The sequence below is a fragment of the Mesorhizobium sp. M5C.F.Ca.ET.164.01.1.1 genome (assembly GCF_004792125.1).
GTDB classification, from domain to species: domain Bacteria; phylum Pseudomonadota; class Alphaproteobacteria; order Rhizobiales; family Rhizobiaceae; genus Mesorhizobium; species Mesorhizobium wenxiniae.
This window is the reverse complement of sequence record NZ_SRTG01000001.1, coordinates 2,183,775-2,201,701: the sequence shown is the minus strand read 5'-3', so window position 1 is coordinate 2,201,701 and position 17,927 is coordinate 2,183,775. Positions and strand designations below refer to the sequence as shown.

The following is a 17,927-nucleotide window of genomic DNA, read 5'->3' as shown; positions in this document are numbered from 1 at the left end:
CAGCCTAAGCCAGTGATTTAAGTTCAAAGACAGGCGCCATGCGAGGCCGAATCGCGGCACTTTGCAGCGTCGAAGGTGCAAGCCGGTATTTCCAACGAGAAGGATCGATGCTGCATGAGCGTGATGATCAAGGAAAGCCCGATCAGCGAAAAGGACATGATCGTCCAGGCCGAGACGGCGCTGGCCGACATTTCCAGGGTTCGCGATGGCGTCGGCCGCGTCATCTTCGGCCAGGAAAGCGTCGTCGAACGCACGCTGGTGGCGCTGCTTGCCGGCGGCCATGCGCTGCTCGTCGGCGTGCCCGGCCTCGCCAAGACCAAGCTGGTCGAGACGCTGGGCATCGTGCTCGGCCTCGATTCCCGCCGCATCCAGTTCACGCCTGACCTGATGCCGTCCGACATTCTCGGCTCCGAGGTGATGGAGCAGGACGAATTCGGCAAGCGTTCCTTCCGTTTCATCTCCGGGCCGATCTTCGCGCAGCTGCTGATGGCGGATGAGATCAACCGCGCCTCGCCGCGCACTCAGTCGGCGCTGCTGCAGTCGATGCAGGAATACCACGTCACCATTGCGGGTGTCCGCCACGACCTGCCGGCGCCCTTCCACGTATTGGCGACGCAGAACCCGCTGGAGCAGGAAGGCACCTATCCGCTGCCCGAGGCGCAGCTCGACCGCTTCCTGATGCAGGTCGACATCCTCTATCCGGAAATCGAGGCGGAGCGCCGCATTCTTCTGGAAACCACCGGCATCGAGGACGCCAGGGCGCAGAACGTGCTGCAGCCGGCGCGGCTGAAGGAGATCCAGACCCTCATTCGCCGCATGCCGGTGCCGGAAAGCGTCGTCGAGGCGATCCTCCAGCTGGTGCGCTCGGCGCGCCCGGGCCAGGGCAATGCCGAGACCGACAAGCACGTCGCCTGGGGCCCAGGCCCGCGCGCCAGTCAGGCGTTGACACTGTGCGCACGCGCCCGCGCCCTCTATGACGGACGGCTGGCGCCGTCGGTCGACGATATCAGAGCGCTGGCCGAGCCTGTGCTGCAGCACCGCATGGCGCTGACCTTTGCCGCCCGTGCCGAGGGCACGACCGTGCGCGACGTGGTGGCGAAACTGGCAAAAGGCATCTGATGGCGCGTATAGGCGAGGCCCAGGCACCGGCAGCGACGCGTGACGCGCTCGCCCGCGGCCGGTTGCGGGCGTCGCTGGTGCCGGACCTGCTGGTCGAGGCACGCCGCATCGTCAACACGGTGATCGCCGGCTGGCACGGCCGCCGCAAGCGCGGCATCGGCGAGAATTTCTGGCAGTTCCGGCCCTATGTCGAAGGCGATTCCTCGCGTGTCGACTGGCGCCGCTCGGCCCGCGACGACCACATCTATGTGCGCGACCGCGAATGGGAGGCCGCCCATACGGTGTGGCTGTGGGCAGACCCCTCGCCTTCCATGCTCTACAAATCGACCGGCGCCACCGTCTCGAAGGAATCCCGCGCGCTGGTGCTGGCGCTGGCCATGGCAGAGCTTCTGTCGCGCAGCGGCGAACGCATCGCCTGGCCCGGACTGACCGATCCGTTCACCGCCCGCAACGGCGCCGAGCGCATCGCAGCACAACTCACCCATGCCGGCGAATTGCCGGCAAAGCCCGACCTGTCCGCCATCCGCCGCTTCTGCGACATCGTCATCGTCAGCGACTTCCTCGATCCGGTCGAGGACACCATCGCCTGGCTCGACGTGCTCGCCCGCCACGGCGTGCGTGCCCATCTGATCGAGGTCGCCGACCCCGCCGAGGAGCGATTCCCCTATGCCGGCCGCACCGAGTTCACCGATCCCGAGACCGGCGACAAGTTGACCGCCGGCCGCGCCGAAACGCTGGGCGATGATTACCGGCTGCTTTACATCGCCCGCCGCCAGGAACTGACCGACTGGTGCAAGCGGCTCGGCTGGAGCTTCACCGTCAACCACACCGACCGTCTCGCCTCTGATGCGCTGGTGCGTGTCCACATGGCGATGACCGTCGATGGCAGCTCAGCCGGGAGGATCCGCGCATGAGTTGGCTGCCGCTCTCCTTCGGGGCGCCGATGGTGCTGTGGGGCCTTCTGGCACTGCCGGTGATCTGGTGGCTTTTGCGGTTCACCCCGCCCAAACCGCAGACCGAGGTCTTCCCGCCGCTGAAGATCCTGGCCCGGGTGCTGAAGCGCGAGGAGACGCCGCAACAGAGCCCGTGGTGGCTGACGCTGCTCAGGCTGCTGATGGCGGCTCTTATCGTTACGGCGCTGGCCGAACCCGTCTTCAACCCGCGTGAAAGACTGCCGGCCGAGGGCGCCGCTCTTGCGCTGGTCATCGACAATGACTGGGCAACTGCCGCCGACTGGGGCCAGCGCGTCGCCACCGCCGAACGGCTGATCACCGATGCCGGCTCCAACGACGTTCCTGTCATCATCGCCTTCACCGCCGAGAAGCCGAACGCCGAGATCGGCCCGTTCGACGCCGCCACTGCGCTCGACCGGCTGCGCGCGGCAAAGCCGCGGCCGATCCCGACCGACCGCCCCGCCGTCTACGCGCGCGTCGCGGCAACCTTGGAGACCTTGCCGGGCGCCAGTGTCGCCGTGCTCGCCGACGGTCTGGCGGCGGAAGGCGACGAGGCCGCCTTCAACACGCTTTTGTCGAAGAACGCCGCCCGTGTCGTCTGGGCCGCCTCCGACCGGCCTAGCTTGACCGGCCTGACCGGCGCCGACAACCAGGTGGACGGCTTCGAGCTGACCGCCATCCGCGCGCCGGGCGATCCGACCCCGGCTCAGGTGACCGCCGGCGCCTTCGACGACAAGGGCCGCCGCATCGCCGACGCCACGCTGACCTTCTCGCCGGGCGAATCCACCGCCACCGGCACGATGGCGGTGCCGTTCGAACTGCGCAACGACTTCGCCTCGATCGCGCTCGACGGCCAGCGGCAGGCCGGCGCCGTCCGCGTGCTCGATGAGAATTCCAAGCGCCGTCGCGTCGGACTGCTGTCGCAGGCCGAAGCCGACCAGGCGCAGCCGCTTTTGTCGCCGCTGTACTACATCCGCCGCGCGCTGCAGCCCTTCGCCGATCTGGCCGAAGCGTCGAGCGCCGACCTTGCCGACGCCATCCCGCAGCTCCTCGACCAGAAGCCGGCGATGATTGTCATGGCCGATGTCGGCACCATTCCGGAGCAGGTGCGGCAGCGGCTGGTCGACTGGGTCGACAATGGCGGCACGCTGGTGCGGTTCGCCGGCTCGCGGCTGGTGGCCGCCGGCAATGATGACGACCTGCTGCCGGTCAGGCTGCGTACCGGCGAGCGTTCGCTCGGCGGCGCGCTGTCATGGACGACGCCGCAACCGGTCACCGACTTCCCGAAGACCGGTCCCTTCTCCGACCTCGCTCCGCCGGCCGAAGTCACCGTCACCAGGCAGGTGCTGGCCGAGCCGACGCCCGACATCGTCGAGCGCACCTGGGCCACGCTTGCCGACGGCACGCCGCTGGTGACCGGGATGAAGAAGGGCAAGGGCACGCTCGTCCTGTTCCATGTCACGCCGGAGGCGACCTGGTCGAACCTGCCGATATCCGGCAGCTTCGTCGAGATGCTGCGCCGCATCGTGCAACTGTCACGGAACCAGGGTGCAGCGGTCGCCAATGCCGAAGCCGCCGCCACCTCGCTGGCGCCCTACCGCATGATATCAGCCGACGGCACGCTGGTGCCGCCGACGCCGGATGCACGGCCACTGGTGCCGGGCGCCGGCCCGCTGCCGGTGACGTTCGAGAACCCGCCTGGCCTCTACGGCTCCGAAACCGGCGTCCTCGCCCACAATCTGCTCAATGCTGAAAGCAGATTCGCACCGCTGGTCCGTCCTCAGATCACCGTGCCGGTCACCACCATCCAGTACGCCTTCGACGAATCGCACAATTTGAAGGGCCCGCTGGTGGCGGCAGCCCTTTTGCTGATGGTGCTCGACACGCTGGCCGTGTTCTGGATGGGCGGCCTGTTCTCGCGCCGGCCGCGCCGCGCCGGCACGGTTGCTGCAACCACAGCCGCTCTGCTGATTGCGCTCGGCGCGCTGGTCGGCCACACCGACATCACCCGCGCCGACGATTCCAAACCCGGCGACGAGCGGGCGATCGAGGACATTTCGAAGACCCGGATCGCCTATGTGCAGACCGGCGAACGGAGCGTCGATTCGATCAGCCAAGCCGGGCTCGAGGGCCTGACCCGCTTCCTGATCGAGAAGACCGCGCTCGAGCCGGGGGCGCCGGCGAGCGTCGATATCTCGAAGGACCAGCTGTCCTTCTATCCCCTGATTTACTGGCCGATCGACCCTGCCGCACCGATGCCGAGCCAGGCCGCGATCGGCCGCGTCGACGCCTATATGCAGCAGGGCGGCACGGTGCTGTTCGACACCCGCGACCAGTTCGCCACCGGCATCGGCGCGGATTCGGCCAGCCCGGCGACGGAGCGGCTGCGCGACATCCTCGGCAATCTCAACGTGCCGCCGCTGGAACCGGTGCCGTCGGACCATGTGCTGACGAAATCCTTCTACATCCTGCCTGAGTTTCCCGGACGTTTCGCCGGCGGCCCGCTCTGGGTCGCGGCGTCGCTCGAAGCCACCAACACCGAGAACCGCCCGGTGCGCACCGGCGACGGCGTCTCGCCGATCATGATCACCGCCAATGATTTCGCGGGCGCCTGGGCGGTCGACGAGAATGGCGATCCGCTTTTGCCGACCGTGCCGTCGGACCCGATGCAGCGCGTTTATGCGCTGCGCGCCGGCGTCAACATTATGATGTACATGCTGACCGGTAACTATAAATCCGATCAGGTGCACGTGCCGGTGCTGCTCGAACGGCTGGGGCAGTAAGCCATGAACTGGTCGCTCGCCTTCGAACCGCTCATCTCCTTGCCACTGCTTGGCTTGGTGCTGGCACCGCTGTTGCTGCTGGCATTGGCCGGACTTTGGTTTCGCCAGCGCGGCGCGGTCTTCCGTTTTGCCGCCCTGCTCGCGCTGGGCGCGGCCCTGCTTAACCCTGTGTTCCTCGACGAAGAGCGCGAGGCGCTGAAAAGCGTCGTCGCCGTCGTCGTCGACCGCAGCCAGAGTCAGGACATTGGCGAGCGCACCAAGCAGACCGACGAGGCGCTGGCCGGGCTTCAGCAGCGCCTTGGCCGCTTCAAGCAGTTCGATGTCCGCGTTGTCGAAGCCGGCAAGTCGGAAGCCGCCGAGGAGCGCACCGAAACGCGGCTTTTCGGCGCGCTTGAAAGCGCTTTCCGCGACGTGCCGCCTTCGCGCATCGGCGGCGCCATCATGATCACCGATGGCGAGGTGCACGACGCCCCCGGCGGCACACCCGACTTCAACGCCCCGCTGCACGCGCTGATCACCGGCAACGACCAGGAAAAGGATCGCCGCATCCGCTTCGAGAATGCGCCGCGCTTCGGTCTGGTCGGCAAGCCGCTCGAAATGACCTATCGCGTCCTCGGCACCAACAACGAGGCCGGCTCGGTCGACGTGCGCGTGTCGGTCAATGGCGAGCAGGTTTCGGTCGAGAGCGCCACCATCGGCCAGGCCATGCCGCTGCAAGTGACCATTCCCGGCGCCGGCCGCAACATCGTCGAACTCGCTATCGATCCCGAGCCCGACGAACTCACCGACACCAACAACCGCGCCATCGCGCTGATCGACGGCATCCGCGAGAATTTGCGCGTGCTGCTGGTCTCCGGCGAGCCGCATGCCGGCGAGCGCACCTGGCGCAACCTTCTGAAATCCGACGCCTCGGTCGATCTGGTCCACTTCACCATTCTGCGGCCGCCGGAAAAGCAGGACGGCACGCCGATCAACGAATTGTCGCTGATCGCCTTCCCGACGCGCGAGCTGTTCGTCGAGAAGATCAAGGATTTCGACCTGATCATCTTCGACCGCTATCAGCACCGCGACGTGCTGCCGATCCTCTATTACGACTACATCGCCGAATTTGTCGAAAAGGGTGGCGCACTGCTGATCGCCGCAGGGCCCGAATATGCCGGCGAAAGTTCCATCGCCCGCACGCCTTTGATGTCGGCGCTGCCGGCGATGCCGACCGGCGAAGTCGTCGACAAGGCCTTTTACCCGCGCCTCACCGAACTCGGCCAGCGCCATCCGGTGACGCGCGGGCTCGACGGCTCCGCCACCGAGCCGCCGCACTGGAGCCGCTGGTTCCGCACCATCGGCGTCGAAAACCCCGAGGGCGAGGCGGTGATGAAGGGGGCAGACGACCGTCCGCTGCTCCTGCTCGATCGCAAGGGCGAAGGCCGCGTCGGCATGTTTCTGTCCGACCAGGGCTGGTTGTGGGCGCGCGGCTTCGAGGGCGGCGGCCCGCATGTCCAGCTCTATCGCCGCATCGCCCACTGGCTGATGAAGGAACCTGAACTTGAGGAGGAGCGGCTGACCGCCGACGGCCGCGGCATGATGCTGGAAATCCGCCGCCAGACGATGAGCGACGATCCCGGCCCGGCGCAGATCATCACCCCGTCCGGCAAGGCCATGACCGTCAAGCTGGAGAGAGCCGAACCCGGCGTCTTCCTGGGCAGCATCGAAACCAGCGAGATCGGCCTTTACCAGGTCGGAAATGGCGACCTGAAGGCGCTTGCCCATGTCGGCCCGGTCAATGCGCCGGAATTTACCGACGTCGTCTCCACCGAGAACCGGCTGAAAGCGCCGGCCGAGGCCACCGGCGGCAGCGTGCGCCGGCTGGCGCAATCGTCGGCCCTTGGCAACCTCACCGGCGGCGTGACGCTGCCGTCGGTCGTCCCGGTCCGCTCCACGGGCGCGGCCGCCGGCAACGACTGGATCGGCCTGCGCACTACCGACGACAGCGTGCTGAAGGCCGTCTCGCGCGTGCCGCTGTTCGGCGGGTTCCTCGGCCTCGGCCTGCTGCTTCTGGCATTGGGCTCGATGTGGTACCGCGAGGGGCGGTAGCGCAGCGGTTTATCCTTCTCCCCTTGTGGGAGAAGGTGGATTGGCGCGCAGCGCCAAGACGGTTGAGGGGTGCTGGACGGAGTGCCGTCGACGCCAAGCTGGAACACCCCTCATCCGACGGAGCTGCGCTCGCCCACCCGCTCCCCAGGGGAGAAGGGGAAAACGGCACTACTCCTCCGGTTCCGTCGTGAACATCAGCGGGTAGCCCTTGGCCTTGCCGGCATCGGTCGCCCGCGTCGCCTTGGTCTCGGCGACGTCCCTGGTGAAGACGGCGACGACGCAGACGCCGCGCTGGTGCGCGGTGATCATCACCCGCCGCGCCTGGTCTTCGCTCAGCTTGAATTCGCCCTTGAGCACCGTCACCACGAACTCGCGCGGCGTGAAATCGTCATTGAGAAGGATGACCTTGTAGAGCTTCGGCCGTTCGATTTGCGGCTTCGTTTTGGTGCGGGGTTTGGCGACGATCTCAGGCATCGGAACCGGCAACTGCGCGCAAGAATTTCGCGTTTATTCTGGCATAGGCAAAAGCGGGCGTCCATTTTGAGCCGCGCACAAACCGCCTTTCCGGCGGGCGCGCCGTTCACAAGTCTGAGATTGCCGCTGGCGGCTTAGGGCCGACCTTCCTCCGATGAGAAAAACTACCTTCTCAACACCGCCGACAGCACGTCCCTGATGCCGATGGCGCCGACGAAGCGCGACTGGTCGTCGAACAGCGCCACGGGTGCGGTCTGCGAGCGGTGCATGGCCAGCATCACGGTCTTCAGCGAGGTGCCGGGATTGGCCCAGAACACCTGCGCCGTCTCCTCCGGCTGCGCCTCGACATCGGCGCAGGACACCCAGAAAGCCGGCTTGCCGTCGCGCTCGGCAGCCGCCACCAGCCCGTGCTCGTCGATCTTGAAACGCGTCGTTTTGCGGCGGTCGAGCCACACCCAGCCGTCCTCGCCGTGCTCGAGGTCGCGGCGGTCGCGCATCACGTTCCAGGCGGTCAGCACCGAGAGCGGATTCACATTGGCGATGAAGTCGCGGACATAGTCGTTGGCGGGGCGCAGCACGATGTCTTCCGGCGCGCCGGTCTGCACGATGCGCCCGCCTTCCATGATGGTGATGTGGCTGCCGATCTTCAGCGCCTCCTCGAGGTCGTGGCTGACGAAGATGATGGTCTTTTTCAGTTCTGCCTGAAGCTGCAGCAACTCGTCCTGCAGCTTGGTCCGGATCAGCGGGTCGAGCGCCGAGAACGGCTCGTCCATCAGCAGGATCGGCGCTTCGGTGGCAAACGCACGCGCCAGCCCGACGCGCTGCTGCATGCCGCCGGAAAGTTCGTGGGCGTATTTCGACGCCCACTGGTCGAGGCCGACGAGCTTCAACTGGCGCTCGACGCGCGCCTTGCGCTCGGCGTCGGGCACGCCGGAAAGCTCGAGGCCGAAGCCGACATTTTCCGCGACGGTGCGCCAGGGCAGAAGGCCGAACTGCTGGAACACCATGGCGACCCGCGTCTGTCGGATGTGGCGCAGCGTGGCGGCGTCGCAGGTCGCGACATCGACCATGCGGTCGCGGTCCTTGACCATGACATTGCCGCGCGCCGGCACGTTGAGCAAGTTGACGGCGCGGAGCAGCGTCGATTTGCCGGAGCCGGAGAGGCCCATCAGGACGGAAATCTCGCCCTCGTTGACGGTCAAATTGGCGCCGGCGCAGCCGAGCACGGCGCCGGTCTTCTCCAGGATCTCCTGACGCGTCGCGCCGCTGTCTACGAGCGCCAGCGCTTCCTTGCGCGCCGCGCCGAAGACGATGTCGACATTCTTAAAATCGACCGCAGCGCTCATTTGGCGGCTCCTGTGCCGATGCGGCTGATGCGGTCGAGGATGATGGCGAGCACGACGATGGCGAGGCCGGCCTCGAGCCCGAGCGGGATGTTGACCGAGTTCAGCGCGCGCACCACCGGCTTGCCAAGGCCGTTGGCGCCAATAAGCGCAGCAATCACGACCATGGAGAGGCAGAGCATGATGCACTGCGTCAGCCCCGCCATGATGGTCGGCAGCGCCGCCGGCAGCTCTACTTTCCACAGGAGCTGGCGTTTTGTCGCGCCGAAGGCCTCGCCGGCCTCGATCATCGGTTTCGGCACCGAGGTGATGCCGAGATAGGTCAGGCGGATCGGAGCGGGAGCGGCGAAGATGACGGTGACGATGAGGCCGGGAGCGATGCCGAGGCCGAAGAGAATGAGCACCGGGATGAGGTAGACGAAGGTCGGCATCGTCTGCATCAGGTCGAGGATTGGCTGGAGATAGCGGTAGCCACGCTCGTTATGCGCCGCCCAGATGCCGATCGGCACGCCGATGGCCATGGAGGCCGCAGCGGCGCCCACGACCAACACCAGCGTCTCGACGGTTTCTTGCCAGAGATCCTGGTTGACGATGAAGAGGAGGCCGAGCGCGACGGCAAGCGCCAGCTTCCATGATTTCTGCAGGTACCAGGCAAGCCCGGCTATGGCGGCAACCAGGAGAACCGGCGGGACGAGCAGCAAAAGATCGACCAACCCGTCGAGAACGACGGTGAGCCCGTCGGCGATACTGTCGAAAAACCATTCGAAATTGGTGGTCAGAAAGTCGAAGAAGGTCTTGCCCCACCGCCCGATCGGGATCTTGAAGCTCGAAATCAGTTGCGAAACCGGATCCATGGCAAATGTCCCCTCATTCTACTTCGCCCCCCTGGCGGAGTGGGTCGAACCGCGCAGCGGAGTGGGGTGGTCACGGTTATGCTCCGTTCTGCACCACCCCCAACGCGGCGCGTGCCGCGCCGACCCTCCCGCAAGGGAGGGTGTAAATCTGCTACGAACCCAGCGCAGTTTTCACGGCGGCCGCGGCGTCGCCGCCGTCGAAGGTCGTCACACCGGCGAGCCATGGGGTAATCGCGTCCGGATTGGCCTTGAGCCATTCGGTAGCCGCGGCCTTCGGGTCGGCGCCATCATTGAGGATCGCACCCATGATCTCGTTTTCCATCTTGAGCGAGAACACCATGTTCTTGAGCAGCGCGCCGACGTTCGGGCATTCGGTGGTGTAGCCGGCCCGGACATTGGTGGCGACGGTCGCGCCGCCGAAATTCGGGCCGAACACCTCGTCGCCACCCGACAGATAGGCCATCTTGATGTTGGCGTTCATCGGATGCGGCTCCCAGCCGAGGAAGACCACGTCTTCGCCCGATGCGGCAGCCTTCTGCACCGCCGACAGCATGCCGGCTTCCGAGCTTTCGACGAGCTCGAAATCCTTCAGGCCGAACTTGTCGGCGGCGATCATGTCGAGGATCAGGCGGTTGCCGTCATTGCCGGCTTCGATGCCGTAAATCTTGTTGTCGAGCTTGTCCTTGAACTTGGCGATATCAGCGAAATCCTTGAGACCGGCGTCATAGGTGTGCTGCGGCACGGCAAGCGTATACTTTGCGCCTTCGAGGTTGGTCACGACCGTCTCGACCGACTTGTCTTCGAGATAGGGCTTTATGTCGGCTTCCATGGTCGGCATCCAATTGCCGAGAAAGACGTCGACGTCCTTGTTCTTCAGCGAGGTGTAGGTGACCGGAACCGACAGCACCTGCACGTCGGGCTCGTAGCCGAGCGCTTCGAGGATGACGCTGGCGGTAGCGGTGGTGGCGGCAATGTCGGTCCAGCCGACATCGGCAAAACGCACCGGCTTGCAGCTTTCCGGCTCGGCGGCGAGTGCGCCGCCCGCGGAAAGAAATGCCGCCAGACCGAAGCCGGCGGCGAATAGTTTCATACGCGACATTATGTATTCTCCCATTGTGATCTATCGGCGAAGCGAAGTTGCGGTTTTGTCTCCGCCTTGTTTCGTCAGCCAAACACCATTCTGGTGCGGTTTCAAGCGATAAGACAATCGCGATCAACGGCGCGGGCTGGCCGATCAGCGACACGTTCGCCGCTTTTCCGGTGGAATGTAGGGACGCCCCCTCCCCGCGCCGGGACAACTCGGCTTAAAACGGCGGCATGGCCAAGCTGTACTTCCACTACGCGACGATGAATGCCGGCAAAACGACGATGCTGCTGCAGGCCTCGTACAATTACCGCGAGCGCGGCATGACGACGATGCTGTTCGTCGCCGGTCACTACCGCAAGGGCGATACCGGGCTGATCTCGTCGCGCATCGGCCTGGAGACGGAGGCCGAGATGTTCCGCGACGGCGACGATCTGTTCGCCCGGGTCGCCGAGCATCACGACCACACGACTGTGCATTGCGTCTTCGTCGACGAGGCGCAGTTCCTCGAGGAGGAGCAGGTGTGGCAGCTTGCCCGCATCGCCGACCGGCTGAACATCCCGGTCATGTGCTACGGCCTGCGCACGGATTTCCAAGGCAAGCTGTTTTCCGGCTCGCGCGCGCTTCTGGCGATATCCGACGAGCTGCGCGAGGTGCGCACCATCTGCCGCTGCGGCCGCAAGGCGACGATGGTCGTGCGCCTCGGCGCGGACGGCAAGGTGGCGAGACAGGGCGAACAGGTGGCGATCGGCAAGGATGTCTATGTCTCGCTCTGCCGCCGCCATTGGGAAGAAGAAATGGGCCGCGCCGCGCCCGACGATTTCATCGGCTTCACCAAAGCCTGACCAGCGCTATTCCGCGTTGCGTGCGTATGGATCGAACGGTGCGAGGACAGAGGGGGAAGAACTGCGGCAAGAAGAACTGCGATCGGTGAGCTTCGTTGCTTTGTGACGGCAGTTATGCTATTGGTTTGAGTATGGTGCTGATCGCGCCAACGACCCGCCGCCGAGGCGGGTTTTTTGTGTCGGGTTTCGGCGCTATCCTTCGCAAACTCCTAATCTTCCGCCTTCCCTTCCCCCTATGCCGCACATATATTCGCGGCGGTTCGCGACACGAACAAATGCCGAAGCGGGAGGCCCCTATGGCGACATTGCAGAATTTCGATGCCGAAATTGCCAAGACCAAGCAGGTCGTGCAGGACATGCGCACCAAAATCGAGCAGTCCGGCACGGTGCTCGACACGCTCGCCAAGACCGACCAGAAGATCGGCGACGCCAATTTCGACCTCGAGAACGCCCGCATCGAGGATGTGCTGAAGCAGCAGAAGGTGATGGAAGGCAACATCGCCGACCTGATCATCGGGCTGGAGGACGCCACCAACGTCTTCGGCGCCGAATTCGAGAGCATGAAGAACTACACCGGCTGGGAAAGCTTCGTCGGCATATTTTCCGACCAGAGCAAGCAGCGCATGCGCACCGACCGCGTCCGCAACATGTCGCTGGCCGGCAATCTGCAGGAGCTGCTGGCGAAATCCGACACCATTGTCGGCATCCTCAAGGCGCAGAAGCAGATCCTCGACCAGCGTTACAAGACCTCCGAGGCCAGCCTGTCGCAGGTGATCGAGCGCCGCAAGGCGACCATGTCCAATCTGGAGACCGTGCAGAAGCGCATTGAGGAGCTCAATCCGATGCTGCTCGACATCGAGAACAGGATCGCCGCCTCGACCAGCCAGAAGGAGCGCACGCAGCTTGAGGGCGAGCGTTCGAAACTTGCTACGGAATACAACGAGAAGCAGGCCAAGGAGCAGGAGCTGCTGGCCGAAAGCCAGACGCTGGAACGCTACACCTCGATGTTCCAGACTTTTGTCGATTCGCTCAACAACCAGATCGCGGCGCAGTCGACGCTGATCAACAAGCTGACCATCGATACCGAGCAGCGCATCGTGCTGTACAAGGCGCTGGAAGATTCGCTGAAGACCGCCGCCCAGCAGGACGTCGCCCACAAGATCAACACCCTGGGCAGCCAGGTCGACAACACCGCCGAGGAGACCATGGCCGGCATCGGCGCGGCCTCGCAGAAGCACATCGGCGATCTCCTCGAAATGCACGAGAAGAACATGGTGGCGACCGCCGACATTCAGCGCCGCAAGAAGCTGGCCGACGACGCCTTTGCCCGCCGCTTCGACGAGGTGCTGAAAAAGCACAATGCGGCAAACTACGTGCAGTCGTAATTGCTGCACTCGTATACCTCCCAAGGGCTGGCTGCATGACCCCCGAAAACGAAGCGGCAACGCGTTATTTCTCGGCGATCACGGCGGCACTCAGCGGCCTTGAAGTGTTCATGCGCGACGATCGCTCGCCGCTTTACCGGCACGGCATCGTCGCCAAGATCGTCGCCGAATATATTGCGCGGCTCGACAACTCCTTTTCCTGCTGGCGCAACCGGCTGGGCTTCATGGAGACGTTCCGAATTTCGCGCGCCGAAAGCGGCTTTCCGGTCTTCCAGAACGTGCTCGAGCTGGAGAACGACCGCCGCCAGGCCGATACGCGGCTCGCCAACATCCCGCTGGCCGGCGAGCTGCGCGAGGAAATGGCCGACTTCATCCTGCGCCACAAGGAATTCCCCGAGGCGCTGCAGAAGTCGATGGCCGAGCGGCTCTATCTGGAGGGCGTCAGGAGCGAGACGACCTTCGGGCCGTTCACCTTGGCGCAGACGGCAAAAGTCTCGGTCAATCCGAAGACCGGGCGGCCCTACTATCTCGTCCATTGGGCCGCCTTCGACGGCAGCGCCAACCTGCCGCTGGTCTACATGGTGACGGTCGAGGATTCCTCCGAAGAGATGGTCCGGCAGCTTATCGACCGCAATGGCAAGCTCAACGACAAGGTCGACATTCCGCTTCCCGTTGAAGGGCTGCTCAATCCCGAGCTTGCCCATCGCTTCGACGACTTCACCGAGAAGAATTCCGCCTATACGCTGTCGCCGGCGACGATCGCCGTCAACCTCGACAAGGATTTCGAGCCGCTCCACCCCAAGCAGCTGCGCCGCGTCGTGCTCGGGCCCTTTTATTCGGCCGGCATCACCGACAACAATTCGACGGTGAGCGACGTGCTGGATAAGGTGCGCAAGCCAGAAAACGCCTGGCTGCTGACCTGGACCATCCAGGAGGTCTATTCGAAGGCCGAGAAGCCGGGCCGCAAGGGGTTGTTTTCGAGCGAGAAGACGACGCAGGAATTCTTCATCGACACCGACGATCTCGAGGCCGCGCGGCAGGGCGTGTCGAGCTACGAGAAGCATGCGCTGATCCCGCATGAGGCCTATCAGGCGCTCTATGCCGCCGGCGAGGCGCAGAAGATCTTTTCAGGCTACAAGGTCCACATCCTGTCCAAAGGACAGGTCATCAGTGACGTCTGACCGTCAAACCGCGGAGCATCCTTCATGGACACCGGCCTGACCACCATTTCGGAAGCGGCAATCGAAAAGCACCGCGCTACGGCGCAGAGCTTCATCACCCGCATCGTCGTGCTGGAGGACCCGTCGCGGGAATCCGGGACCGCACTGGCCGGCACCAATCGCCGCTTCGTCTCGACCGTCTCGGTCGGCTCGGTGCGCCGCACGCGCGAGGTCGAGCTTTCCAAGACCGTCGCCGCCGTCCATCCCGGCGACCAGCTGCTGAGCATTGCGCAGCACATGCTGCTCTTTCGCACCCGGCGCGGGCTGGCGATCGCGTTGGCGATCGCTGATGTCTTCGCCGAAGGCTCCGATCTCGAAAGCCTGCAGGCGAAAAACGCCCGCGCGCCGCTCGAAGGCGACGAGGCCGCCACCTTCAAGAAGCTGCTGTCGGCTTCGGCCTATATTTCGGCCTTCAGCCTCGCCTCCTATCTGTTCCAGCTGATCGACAGCGACGGCGAGGCCCCGAACGACACGCCCGAGCCGGATCTCTTGTTCGACACCCCGCAGGACGCGGTGAAGTCGATCGTGGCCGGCCTCGACACGGCGATATCAGGCGCCAAGGACGACGCCGATCTGATGACCCGGGCGCGCGCCTTCGCCCGTGTCGCCATCGATGGACTTTTGGCGCGAAAGGGCCGCTTCGACGGCATCGGCCCGTTCGAGAACGCGCATATCCGCATCGACATCGACGACTTCACCCTTGACGGCTTCGACGTCGCACCGGGCAAGCGGTCTAAGCCGCTGGTGATGACCTTCAAGAAGCCCGAAGAGGTCGTCGGCAACCACATCGCCAAGTACCAGTCGATCAAGCTCGCCAAGATGCTGATGGCCTATGATTTCGAGCGGGAGTTGAACCCGTTCGTCGAGCTCGGCGGCTTCCTGTTCACCTTCATAGGCGACGGCGCGCCCGGCACCGGCAAAACGACGCTGATCCAGATGATCGCCGGTCTCGTCAACGGCTACTGCCAGGTCGCCGGCTATCCGTTCGCCTACGAGAATTTCGGTGTCGACCAGATCTCCTCCTACCAGGGCAAGTCGGGCCAGAACTGCCGCCAGTTCATCAACAATGTGCTGAACCCGCGCGTCATCGGCTTCGGCACCATCGACGATATCGATCAGGTGGCGGCACGCCGCTCCGACGATCGCGCCTCGGCAGGCCAGCAGGAAATCACCGGTGTCCTGATGGACGCGTTTGCGGGTGCCGGCACCGTGGTGCGCGGCAACTGCTCCTTCGGCATGTTCTCCAACTATCCCGAAAACGTCGACGACGCGCTGCGCCAGCGCGCCGGCGCCCGCTGGCTGGTCGACGGGCCACAAACGCGCGACGACTACATCGACATCTTCGTGCTGCTCGCAGGCAAGAACCACAAGATCCCGCTCGGCGACCACAAGCTCTACGCCGCCCAGGAAATCCAGCGCGCGGTGATGGAAGCCTATGAAGAGCATGAAAAACCCAGGGAAGACGGGCTGATGAAGGTCTATGAGCGCTACATGAAGGAGAACGGCGCACCGAAATCGATGGCCGACATCGGCACCTATCTGCACATGATCAAGGAGGCCGAGCCCCGCTTCACCGGCCGCGCCATCAAGAACGTCACCGACGCGATCAAGATGCGCGCCATGGACATCGAGCTGCCGGACGAATGGTTCGAGAAGCCGGAAGTTTTCATGCACAAGGGCTACGACGACAAGAAGGCGATGATCGAGGAACTGCGCGGTCCGTTCTCGATGGATATGGTCATGCAGGAGGTCAACCGCTACGCCGACTCGGAGTTCCGCTATTCCGACAAGTCCGACGACGCGGCGGTGACCAAGATGATCCGCGACACCCGCCTGCGCGACCGCGCGGTGCGCGAGATCGAGGAATTGAAGAAGAAGGGCCTGTGGAATGCTTGAGCTCGGCGTCCCTTCCTTCTCCCCGTTTACGGGGAGAAGGTGCCCGAAGGGCGGATGAGGGGCAGCACCATGCGAAGCAGAAATGAGATGAAAGTCTCAAAGGCCCGGCAACTTCGGAAGGTTGAGAACGATGCCGAGGAAAAGCTATGGAGCGAACTGCGTGGTCGGCGATTGAATGGCCATAAATTTGTTCGTCAGCTGCCAGTCGGTCCATATTTCGCAGACTTCGCCTGCCGTGAAGCCAATCTTGTCGTGGAAGTTGATGGAAGCCAGCACGTAAATCGATCGCAGGATCGGTACAGGGACGAAACGATGAATCGGAATGGTTGGTCGGTATTAAGGGTGTGGCACGCCGATGTCCTGGCAAGCCGCAAGAGCGTGCTTGATACGATCGTGGCGGTCCTCGACGGTCGACTGGATAGGAAAATGATTGCCATCGACGCAAAATTTCTGCCTTCATCAATCGTAGAGAAAAGATGATGAGCGCTTGCGCCGCCCCTCATCCGCCCTTCGGGCACCTTCTCCCCGTGAACGGGGAGAAGGAAGCATGAGCCCCGCCAGGAAATCCGATCTGCTGCGCGAGAACGAGCTGATCTATGGCCGGCTGCTGACCATCGACGAGCCGCATCTCATCCAGCGCTACAACAAGGCTTTGGTCGCCTTCGGCCTGAAGCCGACGAAGCTGCAGAGTTTCGAGATCGACCGCACCGGCTTCTCGCCGCAGGTGGCCGAGGAATGCGGCGACTACAACTACCTAGATCCCAACGAGATCAACCGCCGTTTCATCATCCTGACGCCGTCGCAGATCGACCTGCCGGTGGTCCACACAGCCTTTTCCAACACCTCGCAACTGATGTTCGAGTTCATGTCGACGAACCAGCGCGCCATCGACGCGCTGACCATCAAGGATGTCATCTACGGCGAGATCGAGGATTCGGTCCCCAAGGTCGACGACATCGAGGATCTGCTGTCGATCAACCAGGTCGAGTTCAAGGTGCTGTCGGCGGAAGACGTGCTCGGCAAGGCCGCCGAACTCGGCAAGCTCGTCGACCAGCTGAAGCAGGAGCCGGACGCCTGGCGCGACAACGCCATGCTCACCCGCATGGTGGAGCTGGCCAAGATCTGCGGCGACATCCGCGAGAACGCGCTGGTGCCGGATCAGGTGATCTTTCGTCACAGCGCCTATTGGACCAGCCATTTCGGCGGGCTCTATGTGTTCATCGACCCGGACATGACGACGGTGATCAGCGACCCGGCAGCCCCAGGCTTCCGTCGCTCGCGACCGTGGCAAGTGAGCTACCTCTCGATCAATGATGCTGACCGGGTGTTCAAGTTCCTCGCCGCAACCGGCCGCATCGAACTGCCGCGCGCCTCATGGATCGAAACGTCAGGCTATCTCGAACATCGCGCCGAAATGGTGGTGCGCGCGCTGATCCGCGATGCCGAGCCCGACCGTAATCTGACCGATGTCGACAAAGTCTGGCTGCAGACCTGGATCCACGGCCATGCCAACCTGATCACCAGGGACGGCAATTTTCCCTTTCTCAACGCCGCCAAGCGCGAGATCGCTCACCTTGGCTATCTAAAAATCGAAGACGTGTTCCCGCAGCAGCGTTTTCTGGTGATCCGAGCCAAGCCCGGCCATCCCGACGCCTGGCTGACCAACCAGCTGATCTCGGATTTCGTGCCGCAGGACTTCGTCTCTCGCTACGTCTTCAACAAACCGGGATTCTACAGGGACTATGACGGCTTCAGCGACCCCTGGAGATCACATGTTGTGGACGTTCTGAAAACCACATATCTGAAAGACAAGGTGGCGTTTCGCACACGCCTCTACGGCCTTACCGATTGAAGGACCGGCTGACTGACGAGGGGGTGAC

General features: G+C 64.0%; 14 protein-coding genes. 10 read left to right on the top strand and 4 right to left on the bottom strand.

Annotation, left to right across the window (positions count from 1 at the left end; translation table 11 throughout):
- Nucleotides 1-114: 114 nt before the first annotated feature.
- The 4 genes from EN807_RS10870 to EN807_RS10855 are packed head-to-tail and all read left to right on the top strand — an operon-like array spanning nt 115 to nt 6,946.
- The gene (locus tag EN807_RS10870; protein WP_135934918.1) at nt 115-1,119 is read left to right on the top strand and encodes a MoxR family ATPase; all 1,005 of its coding nucleotides are present in this window, start codon (nt 115-117) and stop codon (nt 1,117-1,119) included.
- A complete protein-coding gene (locus EN807_RS10865) occupies nt 1,119-2,033 on the top strand; it encodes a DUF58 domain-containing protein (protein WP_029349889.1) in 915 nt (304 codons plus the stop codon). The genes EN807_RS10870 and EN807_RS10865 overlap by 1 nt, the downstream gene beginning before the upstream one ends.
- Nucleotides 2,030-4,855, top strand: coding sequence for a DUF4159 domain-containing protein (locus tag EN807_RS10860; protein WP_135934917.1), 2,826 nt, complete (start codon nt 2,030-2,032; stop codon nt 4,853-4,855). The genes EN807_RS10865 and EN807_RS10860 overlap by 4 nt, the downstream gene beginning before the upstream one ends.
- Before the next feature lie 3 nt (nt 4,856-4,858).
- On the top strand, nt 4,859-6,946 hold the full coding sequence (locus EN807_RS10855) for a hypothetical protein (protein WP_135934916.1): 2,088 nt from the start codon (nt 4,859-4,861) through the stop codon (nt 6,944-6,946).
- 168 nt (nt 6,947-7,114) lie between these two features.
- Here EN807_RS10855 and clpS read toward each other — a convergent pair whose 3' ends face one another.
- The 4 genes from clpS to EN807_RS10835 all read right to left on the bottom strand — a co-directional run bounded on the left by clpS (nt 7,115) and on the right by EN807_RS10835 (nt 10,716).
- Complete coding sequence (gene clpS, locus EN807_RS10850) at nt 7,115-7,420, bottom strand: ATP-dependent Clp protease adapter ClpS (protein ID WP_127317460.1); 306 nt, start codon at nt 7,418-7,420, stop codon at nt 7,115-7,117.
- 164 nt (nt 7,421-7,584) lie between these two features.
- Nucleotides 7,585-8,766: a choline ABC transporter ATP-binding protein gene (choV, locus tag EN807_RS10845; protein ID WP_135934915.1), complete on the bottom strand. Its 1,182-nt coding sequence runs from the start codon at nt 8,764-8,766 to the stop codon at nt 7,585-7,587.
- Nucleotides 8,763-9,617: a choline ABC transporter permease subunit gene (gene choW / locus EN807_RS10840; protein WP_135934914.1), complete on the bottom strand. Its 855-nt coding sequence runs from the start codon at nt 9,615-9,617 to the stop codon at nt 8,763-8,765. The genes choV and choW overlap by 4 nt, the downstream gene beginning before the upstream one ends.
- A gap of 151 nt (nt 9,618-9,768) precedes the next feature.
- On the bottom strand, nt 9,769-10,716 hold the full coding sequence (locus tag EN807_RS10835; protein ID WP_135934913.1) for a choline ABC transporter substrate-binding protein: 948 nt from the start codon (nt 10,714-10,716) through the stop codon (nt 9,769-9,771).
- 218 nt (nt 10,717-10,934) lie between these two features.
- Between EN807_RS10835 and EN807_RS10830 the strand changes: the two genes are divergently transcribed.
- From EN807_RS10830 to EN807_RS10805, 6 genes are all read left to right on the top strand, one after another.
- Entirely contained in the window at nt 10,935-11,546 is a 612-nt protein-coding gene (locus tag EN807_RS10830; RefSeq protein ID WP_135934912.1) for a thymidine kinase, read from the top strand.
- Between the two features lie 296 nt (nt 11,547-11,842).
- On the top strand, nt 11,843-12,931 hold the full coding sequence (locus tag EN807_RS10825) for a hypothetical protein (protein WP_135934911.1): 1,089 nt from the start codon (nt 11,843-11,845) through the stop codon (nt 12,929-12,931).
- A gap of 35 nt (nt 12,932-12,966) precedes the next feature.
- Nucleotides 12,967-14,112 carry a hypothetical protein gene (locus EN807_RS10820; protein ID WP_135934910.1) on the top strand — a complete coding sequence of 382 codons (1,146 nt, stop codon included), beginning with the start codon at nt 12,967-12,969 and terminating at the stop codon, nt 14,110-14,112.
- A 24-nt stretch (nt 14,113-14,136) separates the two neighbouring features.
- Nucleotides 14,137-16,047, top strand: coding sequence for an ATP-binding protein (locus EN807_RS10815; protein WP_135934909.1), 1,911 nt, complete (start codon nt 14,137-14,139; stop codon nt 16,045-16,047).
- A gap of 69 nt (nt 16,048-16,116) precedes the next feature.
- Nucleotides 16,117-16,527: a DUF559 domain-containing protein gene (locus EN807_RS10810; RefSeq protein ID WP_135934908.1), complete on the top strand. Its 411-nt coding sequence runs from the start codon at nt 16,117-16,119 to the stop codon at nt 16,525-16,527.
- A 67-nt stretch (nt 16,528-16,594) separates the two neighbouring features.
- Nucleotides 16,595-17,899, top strand: a complete 1,305-nt coding sequence (locus EN807_RS10805) for a DUF6638 family protein (protein WP_135934907.1) — start codon at nt 16,595-16,597, stop codon at nt 17,897-17,899.
- The last annotated feature ends 28 nt before the right edge of the window (nt 17,900-17,927 follow it).